The organism is Pseudarthrobacter sp. 902506025 (assembly GCF_040702325.1).
In the GTDB taxonomy this organism is placed as follows: Bacteria; Actinomycetota; Actinomycetes; order Actinomycetales; family Micrococcaceae; genus Arthrobacter.
The window spans coordinates 240,984-259,784 of the sequence record NZ_JBFBKW010000003.1; the positions used below are offsets into that span (position 1 = coordinate 240,984).

The 18,801-nt window shown below is 65.6% G+C and carries 20 protein-coding genes; 8 read left to right on the forward strand and 12 right to left on the reverse strand.

Features of this window, described 5'->3' with window-relative positions; translation table 11 throughout:
* Nucleotides 1–119: 119 nt before the first annotated feature.
* The 4 genes from AB0280_RS08310 to AB0280_RS08325 form a co-directional block, all read right to left on the reverse strand.
* On the reverse strand, nt 120–287 hold the full coding sequence (locus AB0280_RS08310; protein WP_009357720.1) for a DUF3117 domain-containing protein: 168 nt from the start codon (nt 285–287) through the stop codon (nt 120–122).
* Between the two features lie 233 nt (nt 288–520).
* Nucleotides 521–1,777: a hypothetical protein gene (locus tag AB0280_RS08315; protein WP_366366830.1), complete on the reverse strand. Its 1,257-nt coding sequence runs from the start codon at nt 1,775–1,777 to the stop codon at nt 521–523.
* The gene (locus AB0280_RS08320) at nt 1,774–2,235 is read right to left on the reverse strand and encodes a DivIVA domain-containing protein (RefSeq protein ID WP_366366831.1); all 462 of its coding nucleotides are present in this window, start codon (nt 2,233–2,235) and stop codon (nt 1,774–1,776) included. Before AB0280_RS08320 ends, AB0280_RS08315 begins: the two co-directional genes overlap by 4 nt.
* 43 nt (nt 2,236–2,278) lie before the next feature.
* Complete coding sequence (locus AB0280_RS08325; protein ID WP_366366833.1) at nt 2,279–3,061, reverse strand: TIGR00730 family Rossman fold protein; 783 nt, start codon at nt 3,059–3,061, stop codon at nt 2,279–2,281.
* 104 nt (nt 3,062–3,165) lie between these two features.
* Between AB0280_RS08325 and AB0280_RS08330 the strand changes: the two genes are divergently transcribed.
* From AB0280_RS08330 to AB0280_RS08345, 4 genes are all read left to right on the forward strand, one after another.
* The gene (locus tag AB0280_RS08330; RefSeq protein WP_026265670.1) at nt 3,166–3,921 is read left to right on the forward strand and encodes an amino acid ABC transporter ATP-binding protein; all 756 of its coding nucleotides are present in this window, start codon (nt 3,166–3,168) and stop codon (nt 3,919–3,921) included.
* A gap of 72 nt (nt 3,922–3,993) precedes the next feature.
* A complete protein-coding gene (locus AB0280_RS08335; RefSeq protein WP_141159890.1) occupies nt 3,994–4,881 on the forward strand; it encodes a glutamate ABC transporter substrate-binding protein in 888 nt (295 codons plus the stop codon).
* Nucleotides 4,882–4,966: 85 nt separating this feature from the next.
* Nucleotides 4,967–5,617: an amino acid ABC transporter permease gene (locus AB0280_RS08340; RefSeq protein ID WP_366366835.1), complete on the forward strand. Its 651-nt coding sequence runs from the start codon at nt 4,967–4,969 to the stop codon at nt 5,615–5,617.
* Nucleotides 5,614–6,453, forward strand: a complete 840-nt coding sequence (locus tag AB0280_RS08345; RefSeq protein ID WP_159631483.1) for an amino acid ABC transporter permease — start codon at nt 5,614–5,616, stop codon at nt 6,451–6,453. The genes AB0280_RS08340 and AB0280_RS08345 overlap by 4 nt, the downstream gene beginning before the upstream one ends.
* 70 nt (nt 6,454–6,523) lie before the next feature.
* Here AB0280_RS08345 and dapE read toward each other — a convergent pair whose 3' ends face one another.
* A complete protein-coding gene (gene dapE, locus AB0280_RS08350; protein ID WP_366366836.1) occupies nt 6,524–7,660 on the reverse strand; it encodes a succinyl-diaminopimelate desuccinylase in 1,137 nt (378 codons plus the stop codon).
* Between the two features lie 51 nt (nt 7,661–7,711).
* Here dapE and dapD point away from each other — a divergent pair, with 51 nt between their 5' ends.
* Complete coding sequence (gene dapD / locus AB0280_RS08355) at nt 7,712–8,740, forward strand: 2,3,4,5-tetrahydropyridine-2,6-dicarboxylate N-succinyltransferase (protein WP_366366837.1); 1,029 nt, start codon at nt 7,712–7,714, stop codon at nt 8,738–8,740.
* 16 nt (nt 8,741–8,756) lie between these two features.
* Nucleotides 8,757–9,620, forward strand: a complete 864-nt coding sequence (locus AB0280_RS08360; RefSeq protein ID WP_364398003.1) for a hypothetical protein — start codon at nt 8,757–8,759, stop codon at nt 9,618–9,620.
* Nucleotides 9,621–9,648: 28 nt separating this feature from the next.
* Here AB0280_RS08360 and AB0280_RS08365 read toward each other — a convergent pair whose 3' ends face one another.
* Together AB0280_RS08365 and AB0280_RS08370 are read right to left on the reverse strand one after the other, a co-directional pair.
* A complete protein-coding gene (locus AB0280_RS08365; RefSeq protein ID WP_159631480.1) occupies nt 9,649–10,260 on the reverse strand; it encodes a hypothetical protein in 612 nt (203 codons plus the stop codon).
* 114 nt (nt 10,261–10,374) lie between these two features.
* Nucleotides 10,375–10,983: a TetR/AcrR family transcriptional regulator gene (locus AB0280_RS08370; RefSeq protein ID WP_275179956.1), complete on the reverse strand. Its 609-nt coding sequence runs from the start codon at nt 10,981–10,983 to the stop codon at nt 10,375–10,377.
* Between the two features lie 101 nt (nt 10,984–11,084).
* Here AB0280_RS08370 and galE point away from each other — a divergent pair, with 101 nt between their 5' ends.
* Complete coding sequence (gene galE, locus AB0280_RS08375) at nt 11,085–12,098, forward strand: UDP-glucose 4-epimerase GalE (protein WP_366366838.1); 1,014 nt, start codon at nt 11,085–11,087, stop codon at nt 12,096–12,098.
* A gap of 159 nt (nt 12,099–12,257) precedes the next feature.
* Here the strand turns inward: galE and AB0280_RS08380 are convergent, their stop codons facing one another.
* From AB0280_RS08380 to fdxA, 3 genes are all read right to left on the reverse strand, one after another.
* The gene (locus AB0280_RS08380) at nt 12,258–13,544 is read right to left on the reverse strand and encodes a citrate synthase (RefSeq protein ID WP_056334606.1); all 1,287 of its coding nucleotides are present in this window, start codon (nt 13,542–13,544) and stop codon (nt 12,258–12,260) included.
* Nucleotides 13,545–13,784: 240 nt separating this feature from the next.
* Nucleotides 13,785–14,936 carry a succinyldiaminopimelate transaminase gene (gene dapC, locus AB0280_RS08385; protein WP_366366839.1) on the reverse strand — a complete coding sequence of 384 codons (1,152 nt, stop codon included), beginning with the start codon at nt 14,934–14,936 and terminating at the stop codon, nt 13,785–13,787.
* A 14-nt stretch (nt 14,937–14,950) separates the two neighbouring features.
* Nucleotides 14,951–15,277, reverse strand: coding sequence for a ferredoxin (gene fdxA, locus AB0280_RS08390; protein WP_013601705.1), 327 nt, complete (start codon nt 15,275–15,277; stop codon nt 14,951–14,953).
* Nucleotides 15,278–15,414: 137 nt separating this feature from the next.
* Here fdxA and AB0280_RS08395 point away from each other — a divergent pair, with 137 nt between their 5' ends.
* Nucleotides 15,415–15,654, forward strand: coding sequence for a hypothetical protein (locus AB0280_RS08395; protein WP_275179574.1), 240 nt, complete (start codon nt 15,415–15,417; stop codon nt 15,652–15,654).
* Nucleotides 15,655–15,703: 49 nt separating this feature from the next.
* Here AB0280_RS08395 and AB0280_RS08400 read toward each other — a convergent pair whose 3' ends face one another.
* Both AB0280_RS08400 and typA read right to left on the reverse strand, forming a co-directional pair.
* Nucleotides 15,704–16,513 carry a type IV toxin-antitoxin system AbiEi family antitoxin domain-containing protein gene (locus AB0280_RS08400; RefSeq protein WP_366366841.1) on the reverse strand — a complete coding sequence of 270 codons (810 nt, stop codon included), beginning with the start codon at nt 16,511–16,513 and terminating at the stop codon, nt 15,704–15,706.
* A 202-nt stretch (nt 16,514–16,715) separates the two neighbouring features.
* The gene (gene typA / locus AB0280_RS08405; protein ID WP_159631474.1) at nt 16,716–18,644 is read right to left on the reverse strand and encodes a translational GTPase TypA; all 1,929 of its coding nucleotides are present in this window, start codon (nt 18,642–18,644) and stop codon (nt 16,716–16,718) included.
* Nucleotides 18,645–18,801: the final 157 nt, after the last annotated feature.

The window sequence follows — 18,801 nt, forward strand, 5'->3', positions numbered from 1 at the left end:
GCCGTCCGGCCCCCCTCCCGCCCCGCGCCGGGGGCGTGGTCTCGACGGCTCACCTCATCCCCCCCCGCGTTGTGGGCGGCCCGCCCCCGGCGGCCCCCCCCCCCCCCCGACCGGCACGACTATTCGGTAACGCCGACCAGGCATTCCTTGAGGTTGGCTGCCTCGGCAGCGTTCAGTTCGACCACCAGGCGCCCGCCGCCTTCGAGCGGGACCCGCATGATCAGGCTGCGGCCCTCCTTGGTGACTTCCATTGGGCCGTCGCCGGTGCGTGGTTTCATAGCCGCCATGAGGAATTCCCCTCCATTTTGTCCCAGGACTAATCAGCCCGGGCGGGCTGTGTCCGCATGTCGATCAGGCCGCTGTGGCGGGGTGGTTCGACCACCGCCGAGGCTGCGCGTTTTCTGAATGCTTTTGTCCTTGCTTACCTATCATTATCGCGGAATTACCCGCACGTAGCTAATCGATGGACATTTCCCGGAACGTGTCATTCCCGCCCTGACCTGCGCGAAAGCCGGTTTTGCTACGGCGGATAATCCCCTCCGCCGGGCAGCGGCGCCCACGCCCACAGCCACACGATCCAGACGATCTGCAGCAGCAGGAACATGGCCACAACGGTCCCCCGGTACGCCCTGGACCGGGACAGGAAAACCGTGCCCAGTGCCAGCGGAAACAGCGGCAGCAGCATCCTGAAGGTACTGGTCTGGGGGTGGAGGAACGCCAGCAGGTAACCCATATAGCAGGCGCACCAGAGCCGCAGTTCGACGCCGAGCCGCACCACGGGGGGCAGGAACAGCATCACGCCGAACAGGGCCACGAAAACCAGGGGTGCGAGGACGCCCACCACAGGACCAAAGAGGTCGACGCCGGTGTCGAACCACGGCTTGAAAGGCACCAGGTCGCGGCCCCGCCAGACGGTTTCGGTTTTGGTGTAGGCCTGCAGGTCCCCGGTGGCCGCCCATGCCGCAGCCGGCCACGCCAGGGCGGACAGGCCGGCGACGGCGGTGAGTCCGGTGAGTGCCGCCAGGTCCTTGACCGAGTGGGTATTGTCAGCCGGACCCCCTTGCCGCCCGCGGCGGAGATTCGCGGCGGCGTGGAAGACCAGGAGCAGCCCCAGCATGGCAGCGAAGGGAACGCCCACGGGCCGGGACAGGCACAGCAGGACCACTACGGGGGCGGCCCAGAGGTACCGGCGTCGCACCACCAGGAGCAGGGCCCCAGCGAGCAGCAGGAGGGACAGCGGCTCGGCGTAGGGCACTTGCAGAACAGCCGAAACAGGGAAGACCGAGAAGAACGCAACACCCCACATAGCGGGTGCGTGCGGGGCCTTCTGCCGGAAGAGGGCGTACACCGCGAGCGCAGCACCCCATCCGGCCAGCATGGCGACCACCGTGAGTGCGGCGGCAGGGTTCAGGCCGGTGAGGCGGCTGAGTCCGCCGGCCAGCGCAGGAAAAAGCGGGTAGAAAGCCCACGTGTTTTCCTGGACGTTCCCGGCGGCGTCCGTGGGAAGGACCGACGGGTAGCCGTTGGCGATGACCTGCGCGTACCAGCGGGCATCCCAGATGTTGATGAAGTTCCAGTAGTCCGGCTTTGGCGGGAACCAGGGGTTGGGGCCCTGGTGGAGCGCCGCGGCCATGAAAATGCAGGCTGTTATTAGCCTGGACCCGCCGTACAGTGCGGTGACCTGGAGCCACCATGGCCAGCCCCTGACGGCGGATGCAGCCCGGTGGGCCACATTGCCGGCAGAGGCCAGCGGGCTGCGGCGGGCAACCGTGCTCACAGGCCGCCCTTCCGCGGGGCAGCGCCTTCATGGACCGCCTGGTTGCCGCCCTTTCCCGCGTCCGGCACTTCCGGAACCGTGCCGGGGGCCGGGGGCCCGCCGTCGTCCGGCTGGCCTGGGCCGGCGCCGGTTTGCGCTTCCGTGGCGGCCAGCCGGTCCCGCAGTTCGGCCAGTTCCGCGTCGCGTGCCGCCAGCTGGTCCCGCAGTTCGTCCAGGACCTGGTCCACCTGGTCCATCCGGTAGCCGCGCAGGCCCAGCGAGAAGCGAAGCCGGGTCACGTCCTCCGGAACGGCGCGCTCCGGCAGCAGCACCGGCGGCAGGTTGGCCGGCGGCTCTTCGAAACCGCCCAGCAGGACAGGCAGCACCGCCCCGTCCGGCCTGCGGTAGCGCCGGCCCAGGCCGGCCCAAAGGACCGCCGCCACAAGGACGACGGCGAGGAAAACCAGAAAGAAGCTCACTGCTCCATCGTGCCAGACCGGTGGCGGCAACCGCGGCCCGCAGCTACTCCGGCCGCTGTTCCCCGTTCAGTGACGGGGCCACCGCGCCGTGGAGGACCCGGTCCACGGCTTCGGCGGGGTCATCAACCAGCTGGATAAGTTCAAGGTCCTTCTCGGAGACCATGCCCTCGGCCACCAGGGTGCCCCTGATCCACTCGATCATCGGTCCCCAGAAGTCGACGCCCAGGAGGACGATGGGGAAGGACGTCACTTTCCGGGTCTGGACCAGGACCATGGCCTCGAACAGCTCATCCAGGGTGCCCAGGCCGCCGGGCAGCACAATGAAGCCCTGCGCGTATTTAACGAACATGGTCTTGCGGGCAAAGAAGTAGCGGAAGTTGATGCCCAGGTCCACCCACTGGTTCAGGCCCTGCTCGAAGGGCAGTTCAATGCCGAGACCCACCGATACGCCGTTGCCTTCCACCGTTCCCCGGTTGGCCGCCTCCATGGAACCCGGGCCGCCCCCGGTGATCACGGCGACGCCGGCTTCGGCGAGCTTGCGCCCAACTTCCACGCCCATCTCGTAGTACACGCTTCCGGGCTTGGTGCGGGCTGAGCCGAAGACGCTGACGGCCTTCCCGATGTCCGCCAGCGCGCCGAAGCCCTCGACGAATTCGCTCTGGATCCGCAGGACCCGCCACGGATCGGTGTGGACGAACTGGCCGGGGCCTTTCGTATCGAGCAGGTGCTGGTCCGACATTTCCACGGCCGCCTGCTTGCGGCGCAGCTCGAGGGGCCCCTTACGGCGCGGCTGGGTATTCTTGGCCGGATCTGCGTTGATGCTCATTCCCCTAGGCTAACCTCCAACTCCAGGTATCTCTTGAATCACGATCGGCATGAACTTGGGGTGATTGGCGTCATAACCCACGGTTGTTCGCTAGATTCTTTCCTATGACTACTCATGTGCCCGGCGATGCTCTCGTCTCCCTGAACGCCGTTAACAAGCATTACGGCCAGCTGCACGTTTTGAAGGACATCAACCTCCAGGTCCGCAAGGGCGAGGTTGTTGTGGTCATCGGGCCCTCCGGCTCCGGTAAGTCCACCCTCTGCCGGGCAATCAACCGCCTGGAGACCATCGAGGGCGGAACCATCAGCATCGACGGGAAAGTCCTCCCCGAGGAAGGCAAGGAACTCGCACAGCTCCGCGCCGACGTCGGAATGGTCTTCCAGTCGTTCAACCTGTTCGCGCACAAGACCATCCTTGAAAACGTCACCCTGGGGCCGATCAAGGTCAAAGGTGTTTCCAAGGCGGCAGCGGAAAAGGACGCCATGGCGCTCCTGGAACGCGTGGGCGTGGGCCACCAGGCTCCCAAGCTGCCGGCCCAGCTCTCGGGCGGCCAGCAGCAGCGCGTTGCGATCGCCCGTGCCTTGGCAATGAAGCCGAAGGTGATGCTGTTCGACGAGCCCACGTCAGCGCTGGACCCCGAAATGATCAACGAGGTCCTGGACGTCATGGTCCAGCTCGCCAAGGAAGGCATGACCATGATCGTGGTCACCCACGAGATGGGCTTCGCCCGCAAGGCGGCCGATCGCGTGGTCTTCATGGCGGACGGCCAGATCGTGGAGGACGCCACCCCGGAGGAGTTCTTCACCAACCCGAAGAGTGACCGGGCCAAGGACTTCCTGTCCAAGCTCCTCACCCACTGACTTACCGAACAACATCACACTTCAGATCGCATCCAGGCCGGAAAACCCGCGGCCACCAATGAAAGGAATGTCATGAAGGCATTTATGTCCCGGCGAAAGTCCTTCGTCGTGGCGGCTACCGCTGCCCTCGCACTGTCACTGAGCGCCTGCGGCGGTGGAGACTCAGGCGGCTCCAGCAACCCGAGCCCCGTTGAGAAGCCGTCGTTCGCTGCCGGAACCACCATGGCGAAGCTGTCCTCCGCCGGCACCATCAAGATCGGCACCAAGTTCGACCAGCCGCTGTTCGGCCAGGTGGGCCTGGACGGCAAGCCCGTAGGTTTCGACGTCGAAATGGGCAAGCTGATCGCCGCCAAGCTGGGCATCCCCGCGGACAAGATCGAATGGTCCGAGACCGTTTCCGCCAACCGCGAGCCCTTCATCGAGCAGGGCAAGGTTGACCTGGTCATCGCCACGTACACCATCAGCGACAAGCGCAAGCAGGTTGTGGACTTCGCCGGCCCGTACTACGAAGCCGGCCAGGCCCTCATGGTGAACAAGGACAACGACACCATCAAGAAGCCCGAGGACGTCAAGGGCAAGAAGGTCTGCTCCGTCACCGGTTCCACCCCGGCCGCCACGATCGTGGACAAGTACGGCGCCGAGCTCGTCCCGGCCGCCACCTACTCCGCCTGCCTGGAGCCGCTGCGCAACAAGCAGGTTGAAGCCGTGACCACGGACAACGTGATCCTGGCCGGTTTCGTTGACAAGGAGCCGGACGCCTTCAAGCTCGCTTCCGACGAGACCTTCACCAAGGAGCCTTACGGCATCGGCCTGAAGAAGGGCGACACCGAGTTCCGCAACTGGATCAACGACCAGCTCGAATCCTTCGAAAAGGACGGCTCCTACAAGAAGGCCTGGGAAGCCACTGCGGGTTCGGTCATTAAGACCGCCCCCAGCCTCCCGGCCATCAACCGTTACTAAGTAGCGTCCGCCGCGCCGCCGGGGCTGTTCAGCAGCCCCGGCGGCACCGCCTTTAATCCGTCCACGCTTACAGCCGAAGGATCTTATGGACGTCATCTTTGAAAACCTGCCCCTGTACTGGGAGGGTTTTCTTCGCACTCTTTTTCTCTCCGTTGTCTCCGGCATTTTCGCGTTGATCCTTGGCACCTTGCTTGCCGCGGCACGCGTCTCCCCGGTCGCAGCGCTTCGCGGTTTCAGCACCGTGTACGTGGAAGTCCTCCGCAACACGCCGCTGACCATCGCATTCTTCTTCGCAGCGGTGGTGCTCCCCCGGATCGGGGTCAAGTTCGAGCAGTTCGAGATCGCCGCAATCATTGCCCTCAGCACCTACACCGCCGCGTTCATCGCCGAAGCTGTCCGCTCGGGCGTCAACAGCGTGCCTGTGGGCCAGGCCGAAGCCGCACGCAGCATCGGCATGAAGTTCGGCCAGGTTCTCTCTCTCATCATCCTCCCCCAGGCACTGCGCACGGTGATCCCGCCGCTGATCAGCATCCTGATCGCCCTGGTCAAAAACTCCTCGGTGGCCGGTGCCTTCTTCGTCCTGGAACTGTTCGGTTACGGCCGCCAGCTGGCCAACGCCAACGGCGACGCCGTGATCACGGTCCTGCTGGGCACTGCGTTCTTCTATCTGCTCCTCACCGTTCCGCTGGGAATCCTCGCCAACACGGTGGAACGAAAGGTGGCGATTGCCCGATGAGTTCCGTTCTCTACGACGTCCCGGGTCCCAAGGCCCGCCGGGTCTCCCTCATTGCCTCCATCATTGGCGGCCTGCTGATTCTTGGCCTGCTGGCCTGGGTTGTCCTGACCCTTTCCCAGCAGGGCATCTTCGAAGCACGCCGCTGGCAGATCTTCACCCGTGCCGATGTTTGGCGCCTCCTCGGCAACGGGCTGGGATCCACCCTCTCGGCAGCGGCACTTGCCGCAGTCATCGCGTTCCCGCTGGGCCTGCTGCTGTGCCTCCTGCGCATTTCGGACGCCGCCGCCATCCGGGTACCCATGCGGGTCATCCTGGAGTTCCTGCGCGGCATGCCCGTGGTCCTGATGATGCTCTTCATCCTCCTGGGCTTCGGCACCTCCGCGTTCGTCGCCGTGGTAACCGGCCTGGTGCTGTACAACGCGGCGGTCTTTGCCGAAATCATCCGGGCCGGTATCCAGTCCCTCCCCAAGGGGCAGCGCGAAGCCGGCCTGGCCATCGGCCTGACCAGCTACAAGTCGCGCATGCTGATCGAACTGCCGCAGGCAATCCGCCGCATGATGCCCTCGCTCGTTGCGCAGATGGTGGTTCTGTTGAAGGACACCTCGCTGGGCTACATCGTGGCGTACGGCGAGCTGCTGCGGGCCGTCCAGGTCATGGCGGACTTCCTGGGTACCCAGTACCTGTTCCCCATCTTCTTTGTGGCGGCGGCCATCTACATCGCCATCAACATCTCGGTTTCACGGCTTGCCGTATGGATCGAGCGCCGCGGCTCCAAGAAGGCGGCCGGCGGCACGGCGAAGGCCGAACCCGACGTCCTGGAAGCTGCGGCTCCCTAGGCTTTGAAGCTGCAACAGAAAAGGTCCGGAATTCCCGTGGGGAGTTCCGGACCTTTTCCGTTAAGGACCGTCAGCCTGCGAGCCAGCTTTGCAGCGCGGCGAGGCACTTGCGGACGGCATCAGCGTGGACGTGCTCGTTGTCCTTGTGCGCCAGCAGTGCATCGCCCGGGCCGAAGTTCACCGCGGGGATGCCCAGTTCGCTGAAGCGCGCGACGTCGGTCCAGCCGTATTTGGGCTTGGGCTCGGCTCCCACGGCGGCAACGAAGGAGGCGGCGGCCGGGTGCTGCAGGCCAGGACGCGCTCCCGCGGCAGCATCCGTGCGGACCACGTCGAAGCCCGCCAGCAGTTCCCGGACGTGGGCTTCGGCCTGGTCCGGGGTCTTGTCCGGGGCGAACCGGTAGTTGATTTCCACCACACAGCGGTCCGGGATGACATTGCCGGCGGTGCCGCCGTTGATCTTTACCGCGTTGAGGCTTTCCCGGTAGTCCAGCCCGTCAACGTTGATGGTCCGCGGTTCATAGGATGCCAGGCGGGCCAGGATGGGGGCTGCTGCGTGGATGGCGTTGCTGCCCATCCACGCCCGCGCCGAGTGTGCGGCCTCGCCCGCCGTGCTGGCCTCGAACCGGCTGGTGCCGTTGCAGCCGCCCTCCACCGTGCCGTCCGTTGGCTCCAGCAGGATGGCGAAGTCCCCCTGGAGCAGGTTGCCGTGATTCCGGACCAGGCGTCCCAGCCCGCTCTTCACAGCTTCAACTTCCTCGTGGTCGTAGAACACAAAGGTGACGTCCCGCTTGGGCTGCGCGCCGCCGTCGAACATTCCTGCTGCCAGCGCCAGCTGGACCGCCACGCCGCCCTTCATGTCGGTGGCTCCGCGGCCATAGAGGATGCCTTCACCCGGAACGCCGGATTCCCAGCTGGACGGGACAGTGCCCCTGGAACCTTCGGTCAGGGGCAACGGAACCGTGTCCAGGTGGCCGGCGAGGATGACCCGTTCGGCGCGGCCCAGTTCGGTGCGGGCGACGATGGCGTCACCGTCGCGCACCACCGTGAGCTGGGGAATCCCCCGCAATGCGGCTTCGACGGCGTCCGCGAGCTGCTTCTCATTGCCCGACACGCTGTTGATGTCCATGAGTGCCGCGGTCAGCAGCGCAACGTCCTGGTGCAGGTCAAGGGTGGACACGGAAGATTCGGGGGCGGTTTCAGCAGTCACGAAGCCAGTCTAGTTCGAACCGCCTGCCCGGCCCTCGATAGACTGGAGCACATGACTGAGACTGCTTCCTCCGCCGGGCCCGAAACCCTGACCTCCAACACTGAAGACCGTTCCGCCTATGGCTTTGGTGTGGCCACCATCGCCACCACCGGCAGCGACACCACGGTCCTGGACGTCTGGTTCCCGGCACCGGCACTCGGTGTTGCGGCCGAGGACCTCCGCTCGGTGGAAAACGCCGACGAAGCCCTGACCGCCATCGCTGAGAACGGCGCAGACCAGGACCGCGGCACGGAGCAGAAGGTGGTCTTTGTCCAGATCAACCTCGACGAAGCCCCCGCCGACACCGCGGACGCCTACCTCCGGCTGCACCTTCTCTCGCACCGCCTGGTCCAGCCCAACACCATTAACCTGGACGGCATCTTCGCCAAGCTCCCCAACGTCGTGTGGACCAATTTCGGCCCCGCTGCCGTCGAGGGCTTTGAACTGACGCGCGCCAGGCTGCGCCGGCGGGGCGCTGTCACCGTCTACGGCATCGACAAGTTCCCGCGCATGGTGGACTACGTGGTCCCCAGCGGGGTCAGGATTGCCGACGCCGACAGGGTGCGCCTGGGTGCGCACCTCGCCGCCGGCACCACCGTCATGCACGAGGGCTTCGTGAACTTCAACGCCGGGACTCTGGGCACCTCCATGGTGGAGGGGCGCATCTCGGCGGGCGTCGTGACCGGGGACGGCAGCGACGTGGGTGGCGGCGCGTCCATCATGGGCACCCTGTCAGGCGGCGGCAAGGAAAAGATCACCATCGGCGAGCGGGTCCTGCTCGGGGCAAACTCAGGCGTGGGCATCAGCATCGGTGACGATTCGGTGGTGGAAGCCGGCCTCTACGTCACGGCGGGCACCCGCGTCCGCGTCCCGGGCCCCAAGGACGAGGTGGGCGAGGACACCACCAGGATCGTCAAGGCTGCCGAGCTCTCCGGCGTCCCCAACCTGCTGTTCCGCCGCAACTCCACCACGGGCGCGGTGGAGGCTCTCCCCCGCAAGGGCCAGACCGTGGAACTGAACGACGCCCTGCACGCCAACTAGTCTCTTCGTGGCACCTCTGTCTGCGGCGCGCAGGCGCGGCCTGCGCCGCCTGGCGGTGCTGCTCCTCACCCTGGCACTGGCAGCGGGAGGCATCTACACGGCGGTCTACTTTGTGCAGCGTTCCGAGACCCTCGTCTCGGAGCGCTGCACCGCCACGGCCGGCGGCCGGACCGGGGAACTGGCGCCGGACCAGGCGGCCAACGCAGCCCTGATCACCGCCGCGGCCGTCCGGCGGGGCCTCCCTCCGCGTGCCGCCACCATTGCCCTGGCCACTGCCATGCAGGAGTCAAAGCTGCGCAACATCGGCCACGGCGACCAGGCCGGCCCTGACTCGCGGGGGCTCTTCCAGCAGCGGCCTTCCCAGGGCTGGGGCACCGAGGCCCAGATCATGGACCCGTACTACGCCGTCAACGCCTTCTATGACGCCCTGGTGAAGATCCCTGGGTACGAAACGCTGGACATCACTGACGCGGCCCAGCAGGTCCAGCGTTCCGCCTACCCCAAGGCCTATGCCCAGCACGAGGAGATGGGCCGGGCCTTCGCTTCCGGGCTGACCGGACAGACTCCGGCGGGAGTCCAGTGCACGCTGCGCTCCCCGACGGCAGGCGGGAATTCAACAACAGTGGTGACGGAGCTGGAGCAGGCGTACGGCGGCGTGGATGCGCAGGTGGACGGCGCCACCCTGGTAGTGGACGCGGACGGGGCACTGGCATGGTCGGTGGCCCAGTGGGCGGTTGCGAATGCCAAGGACCTGGCGGTGACCAAGGTGGAAGTCGCCGGCCGCAGCTGGGACCGGCCAGGCGGGGACGGATGGCAGGCGTCGGGGGCCGCCGCCGGGCAGGTGCGCATCACCGTACGGCAGGACGACGGCGGCACGTGACCTCCCGCCGTCGTCCTCCCTGCAGGGGCTAGACCAGGATTTCCAGCACCGGCTGGACGTAGCTGCGGAACAGCTCAGGCTGGCCCATCAACTCATGGCTCATGATGATCTTGTCCGGTTCCAGGTACCAGGCCCGTTGCTCGTCCAGCGGCAGCTCAATGATGGTCAGCGTGAAATCCCGGGAGTCCCGCCCCACCTCCATCAGCCGGTCGTCCACCATGTCCCCGAGCAGCTGGTCCGTTCCGCTGGCCACGCGCTGGGCTTCGAGTTCGGCGTATTCGCTCCTGCGTTCCCTGGCCCAGGTGAGGGCAGAGCCGAAATGGGCCTGCAGGAGCCGTTGGAGCGCCGGCGAGTTGCCGAACGCTTCGAAATCGGGTGGAGACAGTTCCGGGGAGGTGTGGGGGTGCGCCTTGAGCAACTGCTCCCACCAGGCCTCCCACTCGGTCTTCAGTGCGCTGAGGCCGCCAACATCCGCGGTCAGGTGCTTATGGTCCGCCGAGCGGACTTTGGGTGATGCATGGGACAGCATGGGACGGCCCACGCCGTTCAGGCCGGCGGCGTCCCGGACGTAAAGAGCAATCATCATCGGCCCGGATGTGTCGGTGGTGATCTGCCACCCTGAACCGCTTGCGTGCTGCATCCAAAGTCCTTTCCTGGCCTACCGGTGCCGGGCATCGTGATCGGTCCGGCCTACCCGGCTATCAGTCTATTCCCGCAGGCAGTCCACGGAAGTGCAGGACAGCCTTTTGATCCCTTACCGTCCGATCCCGTCCAGGTGGCGCTCAAGCACGTCGCGGCACATCTGCGCCGTCATCCAGCCGGGCTGGAGCAAGGCGTGCATGCACAGTCCGTCCAGCGTCGCCAGGAGCCGTTCGGCCTCCACCACCAGGTTCTCCTGCGGTTCATCATCCGGGAGCAGGGTTGCGACGAGTGCGCCCATGATGGCTGCGATTTCGCGGTGGCTGCGGTCCGCCTCCGCGGCGAGGAACGGCCTGATGCGGGCGGCGTTCTTGAAAGCCAGCCACGCACATGCTTCCACAGCTGTTTCCTCGTCCAGGGGAAGCATGCCGCCCAGAAGGGTTAAAACAGCCTCCCGCTGTTCGGGGCTGGCTGCGGCAGCACCAAGCACGGCGGGCAGCAGGGCTTCCAGCCGGCCGGCCACCCGGTCCACCACCGTGCCGAACGTAAACGCCAGGAGCTCCTCACTGCCCTGGAAGTAGTGCCGGACCGAGCCGACCGCCAGTCCTGCTTCGTCCGCAACCTCCCGGAGCGAGGCACGCTCGAGACCGTCCACGGCAATGATGCGGAGAACCGCCTGGACCACATCCTGCCGCCGGGCATCGGCGTCTACAATTTTGGGCACCATTCTTAATAGCACACTTGTGCTTTATCTGCCTTGTCACAGTGCGCCCGCCATCCGGGACACGGCGGCGGGCAACGCTGCACGTGGGATAGCGTTGAGGCATGAAAATCTTGGTCACAGGGGGCACCGGCTACATCGGTTCCCACACTGTTCTTTCCCTGCAGGAAGCCGGCCACGACGTGGTCGTCATCGACAACCTGGTCAATTCCAGCGAGGAGTCGCTGCGCCGCGTGGCCGAACTCAGCGGCAAGACCGCGGAGTTCTACAACGTGGACCTGGTGGACGAGGCCGCCGTCGAGCAGGTGTTCGCCAGCAACGGCATCGAGGCCGTCATCCATTTCGCGGGCCTCAAAGCCGTGGGTGAATCAGTGCAGGAGCCGTTGAAGTACTACTACAACAACCTGGTGGGGACGCTGAACCTGGTCCGCGTCATGGACAGGCACGACGTCCGGTCCATCGTCTTCAGCTCCTCGGCCACTGTCTACGGGGAACACAACCCCATCCCGTACGTGGAAAAGATGGAGATCGGCGCCAACAACCCGTACGGGCGCACCAAGGAACAGATCGAGGACATCCTCTCGGACCTCGGCGCCGCTGACTCGCGCTGGCACATAGCACTGCTTCGCTACTTCAACCCTGTTGGCGCACACCCCTCGGGCCGTATCGGCGAAGACCCGCAGGGCATTCCCAACAACCTTGTCCCTTTCATTGCCCAGGTGGCCGTGGGCCGGCGCGAGAAGCTCATGGTCTTCGGCGGCGACTACGACACCCCGGACGGCACCTGCCTGCGCGACTACATCCACGTGGTGGACCTCGCCGAAGGACACGTGGCGGCGCTGAACCACATCGCGGACCGCACCGGTGTTTTCCGCTGGAACCTCGGTTCCGGCAAGGGCTCCTCTGTCCTGGAGGTCCTGCGTTCCTTTGAGAAGGCAGTGGGCCAGCCCATCCCCTACGAGATCACCGGCCGCCGCGCAGGCGACCTTCCGGCGTTCTGGGCCGATGCCACCTCGGCCCTGGCAGACCTGAGCTGGTCCACCACCAAGACCGTGGACCAGATGTGCGAGGACCACTGGCGCTGGCAGAAGAACAACCCCCAGGGCTACGCCTCCTGACCCTGCCCTCCCCATCCATTGCTCCGCACTTGTCGTTATGGAGCCCCAAAACGACAAGTACGGAGCAGTCGATGGTTCTTAACGCGGAACGGCCGCCCACCTGTGAAAGGTGGGCGGCCGTCGTCGTCATGGCTGTTGCTGTCCCTGACGGGCAGGGGATCAGCGGGCGGGGTAGTCGCGCTCCGGCTCGCCGATGTACAGCTGGCGCGGGCGGCCGATCTTGGTGTTCGGGTCGCTGATCATTTCGCGCCACTGGGCAATCCAGCCCGGCAGGCGGCCGATGGCGAACAGGACGGTGAACATCTTCTCGGGGAAGCCCATGGCCTTGTAGATCAGGCCGGTGTAGAAGTCCACGTTCGGGTAGAGCTTGCGCTGGATGAAGTAGTCATCGCTGAGCGCCTTCTCTTCCAGGCGCATGGCGATGTCCAGCAGTTCGTCGTTGCCGCCGAGCTTGCTGAGGATCTCGTGGGCCGTGGCCTTGACGATCTTGGCGCGCGGATCGTAGTTCTTGTAGACGCGGTGTCCGAAGCCCATCAGGCGGACGCCGTCTTCCTTGTTCTTGACTTTCTCCATGTAGTCCTCGGGCTTGAGGCCCTCGGCCTGGATCTGGCGCAGCATCTTCAGCACTGCCTCGTTGGCGCCGCCGTGGGCAGGGCCGAAGAGGGCGTTGATGCCTGCCGAAACGGAGGCGAAGAGGTTGGCGTTGGAGGAGCCCACCAGGCGCACGGTGGAGGTGGAGCAGTTCTGCTCGTGGTCCGCGTGCAGGATGAGGAGCAGGTCCAGTGCCTTGACGATGACCGGGTCCAGCTCGTACTGCTCGGCGGGGAGGCCGAAGCTCAGGCGCAGGAAGTTCTCCACCAGGTTCATGGAGTTGTCCGGGTACAGCATGGGCTGGCCGATGGACTTCTTGTGTGCGTACGCGGCGATGACCGGCAGCTTGGCCATCAGGCGGATGGTGGAAACCTCCACCTGCTCGGCGTTGAACGGGTCCAGGGAGTCCTGGTAGAAGGTGGACAGCGCGGACACGGCCGAGGACAGCACCGGCATGGGGTGCGCGTCGCGGGGGAAGCCGCCGAAGAAGCCCTTGAGCTCTTCGTGCAGCAGGGTGTGGCGCCGGATCTTCTGGTCGAACTCGTCCAGTTCCGTGGGCGTGGGCAGGTTCCCGTAGATCAGCAGGTAGGACACCTCGAGGAAGCTGGAGTGCTGCGCCAACTGCTCGATGGGGTATCCGCGGTAGCGCAGGATGCCCGCATCGCCATCGATGTAGGTGATGGCGGAGGTGGTTGCTGCGGTGTTCATGAAGCCGGGGTCAAAGGTCACGGCACCGGTCTGCTTGAGCAGCTTGGAGACGTCGTAACCTTCGTTCCCTTCAACAACCTGGATGCGCGGGAGCTTCAGCTCGCCACCTGCGTGGAGCAGGGTCGCAGCATTGTTGGTCTCAGTCATGGAGTCCCCTTCATGAGGCGTCTTCGGCCTCTGTCGAAAGCTTGATCCAACATCAGGTGAGCCGCGCACTTGAGCCTGAGAAGACAGGTTCCAACACCCGGGCTGCCTTCTTGTAGAAAGCCACCATTGATCGTCAACTTAAAAAGTACCGCTCCTTGGCGGGTGTCACTAATCCGCGAGCTTCCCATCCGGCCTAAAATGCGCCGGATGTGGGGCGAGTCACACGAATATTACGTGTCCCTAGGAGCCGGACCCGGCCAGCCGTGCAACGGCTGCATCGATCCGCTCGTCGGATCCGGTCAAGGCCACGCGGACATAGCCGTTGCCCGCCTCTCCGTAGAAGACTCCCGGGCCCACCACGATGCCGCGCTCAGCCAGGCGGGCCACCGTGGCCCACGTGTCCTCCCCCGCCGTCGACCACAGGTACAGGCCGGCGTCGGACTCCTTGATCTCCAGGCCGAAGTCCAGCAGCGCGGGCACCAGGCGTTCACGGCGGCCCCGGTACAGGTCCTTCTGGGCCTCAACGTGGGTGTCATCCCCCATCGCCACCCGCATGGCCTCCTGGACCGGGTAGGGGACGATCATGCCTGCATGCTTGCGGCTGTTGACCAGGTTGGGCATCAGGTCCGGATCACCGGCAACGAAGGCTGCGCGGTAGCCCGCCAGGTTGGACTGTTTGCTCAGCGAGTACACGGCGAGAAGGCCCTGGTGCGAGCCGCCTGCCACGTAGGGATCGAGGATGCTGGGCACGCGCCGGCCGCCGCGCTGGACGTCCCAGTCGCCCCAGCCAAGCTCTGCGTAGCATTCGTCCGATGCCACCACAGCGCCGATTTCACGGGCCTGGACCACCAGTGACTTCAGTGACTCCGCGTCGCGGACGCTGCCCGTGGGGTTGCCCGGGGAATTGACCCAGATGAGGCGCACGCGTGCACGCGTGGCGTCGTCAAGCTCGTCCAGGTTGTCCGTGGCCACCGAGGTGGCCCCGGCAAGGGTGGCGCCGATATCGTACGTGGGGTAGGCCACCTTGGGGCGTACGACGACGTCTCCGGGCTTCAGGCCCAGCAGCAGCGGGAGCCACGCAACGAGTTCCTTGGAGCCCACCGTCGGCATGATGTTGCGGGGGTCGAGGCCCGCCACTCCGCGCCGGCGTTCAAACCAGCCCGCGATGGCTTCCCGAAGCGCGGGAGTGCCGTGAACGGTGGGATAGCCGGGGGCATTCGCGGCCGCCTTCAGTGCATCCTGGACCAGCTGCGGGGTGGGATCCACCGGGGTCCCGATGGACAGATTGACTGCCCCGCCCGGGTGTTCCGAGGCCTTGGCCACGTAGGGGGCCATGGCCTCCCACGGGTAGTCGGGCAGGTTCAGGCCAAACGAATTCACTGCTGCGGTCACGTTTCCCGTCCGCGTCAGTGGTCTTGGTTCTGCGGCGGCAGGGCGGCGATCATCGGGTGGTCCTTGCCCGTGTTGCCGATCTTGGCCGCGCCGCCCGGAGACCCCAGGTCATCGAAGAATTCGACGTTTGCCTTGTAGTAGTCAGCCCATTCCTCCGGGGTGTCATCCTCGTAGTAGATGGCCTCCACGGGGCACACCGGTTCGCAGGCGCCGCAGTCGACGCACTCGTCCGGATGGATGTACAGCGAACGCTCGCCCTCATAGATGCAGTCGACCGGGCACTCCTCAATGCATGCCTTGTCCTTAACATCCACACACGGCTGCGCGATTACGTACGTCACGTCCCTGGCCTCTCCACGTTGGGTTCCGGCTTGCCCGCCGGCTCTTGCATCCGGCAGCACGGCCGGACTATTGACATCTGAGCCTATTATCTCCCAGCCCTTTCCCGCTAACCTAGCCGGCGGCCTAGTATGAACTGGTGAGTCTGCCAGTGTCCGCCCCCGTCCGCTTCCTTGCCGCGGCTGAGCCCGGAACCCGGGTCGTGGTGCGCTACCGGATTGAAGGTGGCCTGACGGACGCCCTGGGCCACCTGCTGGCGTGCGACGCCGGTTCCTGCACCGTCCGCACCCGCCGGGCCGACGTCGTCATTCCCCTGGAGCTTGTGGTGGCCGCGAAGGAAGTGCCGCCCGCTCCCCCGCGCCGCGCCGCCGCGCACTGACGCCGCCTCTCGCTGCGCAAGGACTGTCCCTGCGCAGCCACTCCGGCCGTCATTGCGCAGTGCGGTACGTGGCCAGCGCCCGCTGCACCATCCTCACGAACCCGTCCGGCTCGTCAAGCAGGGTCTCAAAGGTGACCCGGAGGGTTGGAACACCCTGGACAACGGTGACATTCCACCGCCGCCGGTCCTCGCGGTAAGCCTCCCGGCTGCTGTGGTGGGCGTAGCCATCGGTCTCAACTCCGAGCAGGCCGTCAACGAGCAGATCCAGATGTCCCATCCCGGGGATCCTGACCTGCAGCTCGACCGTGTGCCCGGCTTCCTCCAACAGGTATCGCGCCATCGTTTCGATGATGGACCCGGATTGGGGGCGGATCCGCGCGACCAAGTCCCTGAAGCCCTTTTCGAGGACAGCCGGAAACCGCTCCCGCAGGGCCGGAAGGTGGATGAGCCCGTTCTTGACCGCGGACTCCGCAATGGCCAGTCCCTCCAGGGGCGCGAGGCAGCGCAAGGACTGGCACACGATGTCCAGGGGTGTCAGCGGGATCCTGCTGCGGTGCACGATGCAACCAGGGACAGGCCTGCCGTGGGATGCGGCCAGATGCGTCCTGTCCGGGCGCCTGACCACCCACAAGCCCGCGGCGCTGGCAGCCGAGACGCACCCCAGGACAGCATGGTGGCGGCCTGCGTGAATGAGCACAGGATCAGCTTGCGGGTGGGCATAGACGCCACGGGCAATCCTTTGGACTGAGCCCGCAGCCACACTCGCCTCCAGGCTCCGGCGCGAAACCCCCGCCATTGACAGTGAATGGGTACTGGCAACGCCGCCCTGGGCAGCCAGGGCTTCTGAAAGAGTTCGCATAACTGCATGCTCGCCGCTTACGGAGCCGGACGCAGGACCCGGAAACCGCCATGTGGAAAACCGTCCGTGCGAGGTGACAGCGCCGCTCGTTGCGCACGGACTGTCCCTGCTCAACGAGCGCCCGGTTAGCTGCGCAACCGCGGGCTTAAACGCAGAACGCCACCGGCAAATACCGGTGGCGTTCTGTTGACCTGCGGAGTTACTAGGCCTTGGCGCGGGCGCGGTTGGCCTTGGCGCGCTCGTTGGTGTCCAGGATGACCTTGCGGATGCGGATAGCCTCCGGGGTCACCTCGACGCACTCGTCCTCGCGGGCGAACTCGAGCGACTCTTCGAGGGTCAGGTCACGCGGCGGGGTCAGGTTCTCGAAGGTGTCCGAGGAAGCGGCACGCATGTTGGTGAGCTTCTTTTCCTTCGTGATGTTGACGTCCATGTCGTCGGCGCGGGAGTTCTCGCCCACGATCATGCCTTCGTAGACCTCGGAGGTGGGCTTCACGAAGAAGGAGCCACGTTCCTGCAGGTTGATCATGGCGAACGGGGTAACAACACCGGCGCGGTCGGCGATCATGGAACCGTTGGTGCGGTACTCGATGGGGCCGGCCCACGGCTCGTAGCCTTCCGAGATGGAAGCTGCGATGCCTGCGCCGCGGGTGTCGGTCAGGAACCGGGTACGGAAACCGATCAGGCCACGGGCCGGAACGATGAACTCCATGCGGCACCAGCCGGTACCGTGGTTGGCCATGTTGGTCATACGGCCCTTGCGGGCTGCCATGAGCTGGGTGACGGCGCCCAGGTATTCCTCGGGCACGTCGATGGTCATGTGCTCCATCGGCTCGTGGATCTTGCCATCAACGGTCTTGGTGACAACCTGCGGCTTGCCGACGGTCAGCTCGAAGCCTTCGCGGCGCATCTGCTCCACCAGGATGGCGAGGGCGAGCTCGCCACGGCCCTGGACTTCCCAGGCGTCGGGACGCTCGGTGGGCAGGACCTTGATGGAGACGTTACCGATCAGTTCCTTGTCAAGACGGTCCTTGACCTGGCGGGCAGTAACCTTGGCGCCCTTGACCTTGCCGGCCAGCGGCGAGGTGTTGATACCGATGGTCATGGAGATCGCGGGATCGTCCACGGTGATCAGCGGCAGCGGCTGGGGGTTCTCGGCGTCGGTCAGGGTTTCACCGATGGTGATCTCCTCGATGCCGGCGACGGCGACAATCTCACCGGGGCCGGCGGACTCGGCCGGCACACGCTCCAGCGCCTTGGTAGCAAGCAGCTCGGTGATCTTGACGTTCTTCAGCTCGCCGTTGGCGCGGGCCCATGCAACGGTCTGGCCCTTGCGCAGGGTGCCGTTGTAAATACGCAGCAGGGCCAGGCGGCCAAGGAACGGGGAGGCGTCGAGGTTGGTGACGTGCGCCTGGAGCACACCCTCCGGGTTGTACGTCGGAGCCGGGATGTGCTCGATGATGGTCTTGAACAGCGGCTCAAGATCCTCGTTCTCCGGAGCGGTGCCGTCAGCGGGCTGCTCAAGGGAGGCGCGGCCGACCTTCGCGGCGGCGTAAACCACGGGGACCTCGAGGATCTTGTCCAGATCGAGATCGGGGACCTCGTCGGCCAGGTCGGAGGCGAGGCCGAGGAGCAGGTCCATGGACTCGTGCACGACCTCTTCGATCCGCGCGTCGGGGCGGTCGGTCTTGTTGACCAGCAGGATCACGGGCAGGTGCGCGGCGAGGGCCTTGCGCAGCACGAAGCGGGTCTGGGGCAGCGGGCCCTCAGAGGCATCGACGAGCAGGACGACGCCGTCGACCATGGACAGGCCGCGCTCGACCTCGCCGCCGAAGTCGGCGTGGCCGGGGGTGTCGATCACGTTGATGGTGATGGTCTCGCCGTTCGAGGACGGACCGTTGTAGGCGACAGTGGTGTTCTTCGCCAGGATGGTGATGCCCTTTTCGCGCTCCAGGTCACCGGAGTCCATGACGCGGTCTTCTACGTGGTTGTGCTCGGCAAAGGAATGGGTCTGCTTGAGCATGGCGTCGACCAGGGTGGTCTTGCCGTGGTCAACGTGGGCCACGATCGCTACGTTGCGCAGGTCACTGCGCGATGCAGTGGCTACCGCAGTGTTGGTGGAGGTTTCAGACATGCGTTATTGCTCGATTCAGTGGTGAAGTCAGCTGAGGTATCGCGACATTTCCAACCGGAACGCACGACGGACAAGGCCCTTGGCACAGGGCCCCTTCCTCTATTCTAGCCGCTGAGCCATTTGTTGGCCTAAATTCCAGCGGGACTGACCGCTGCCG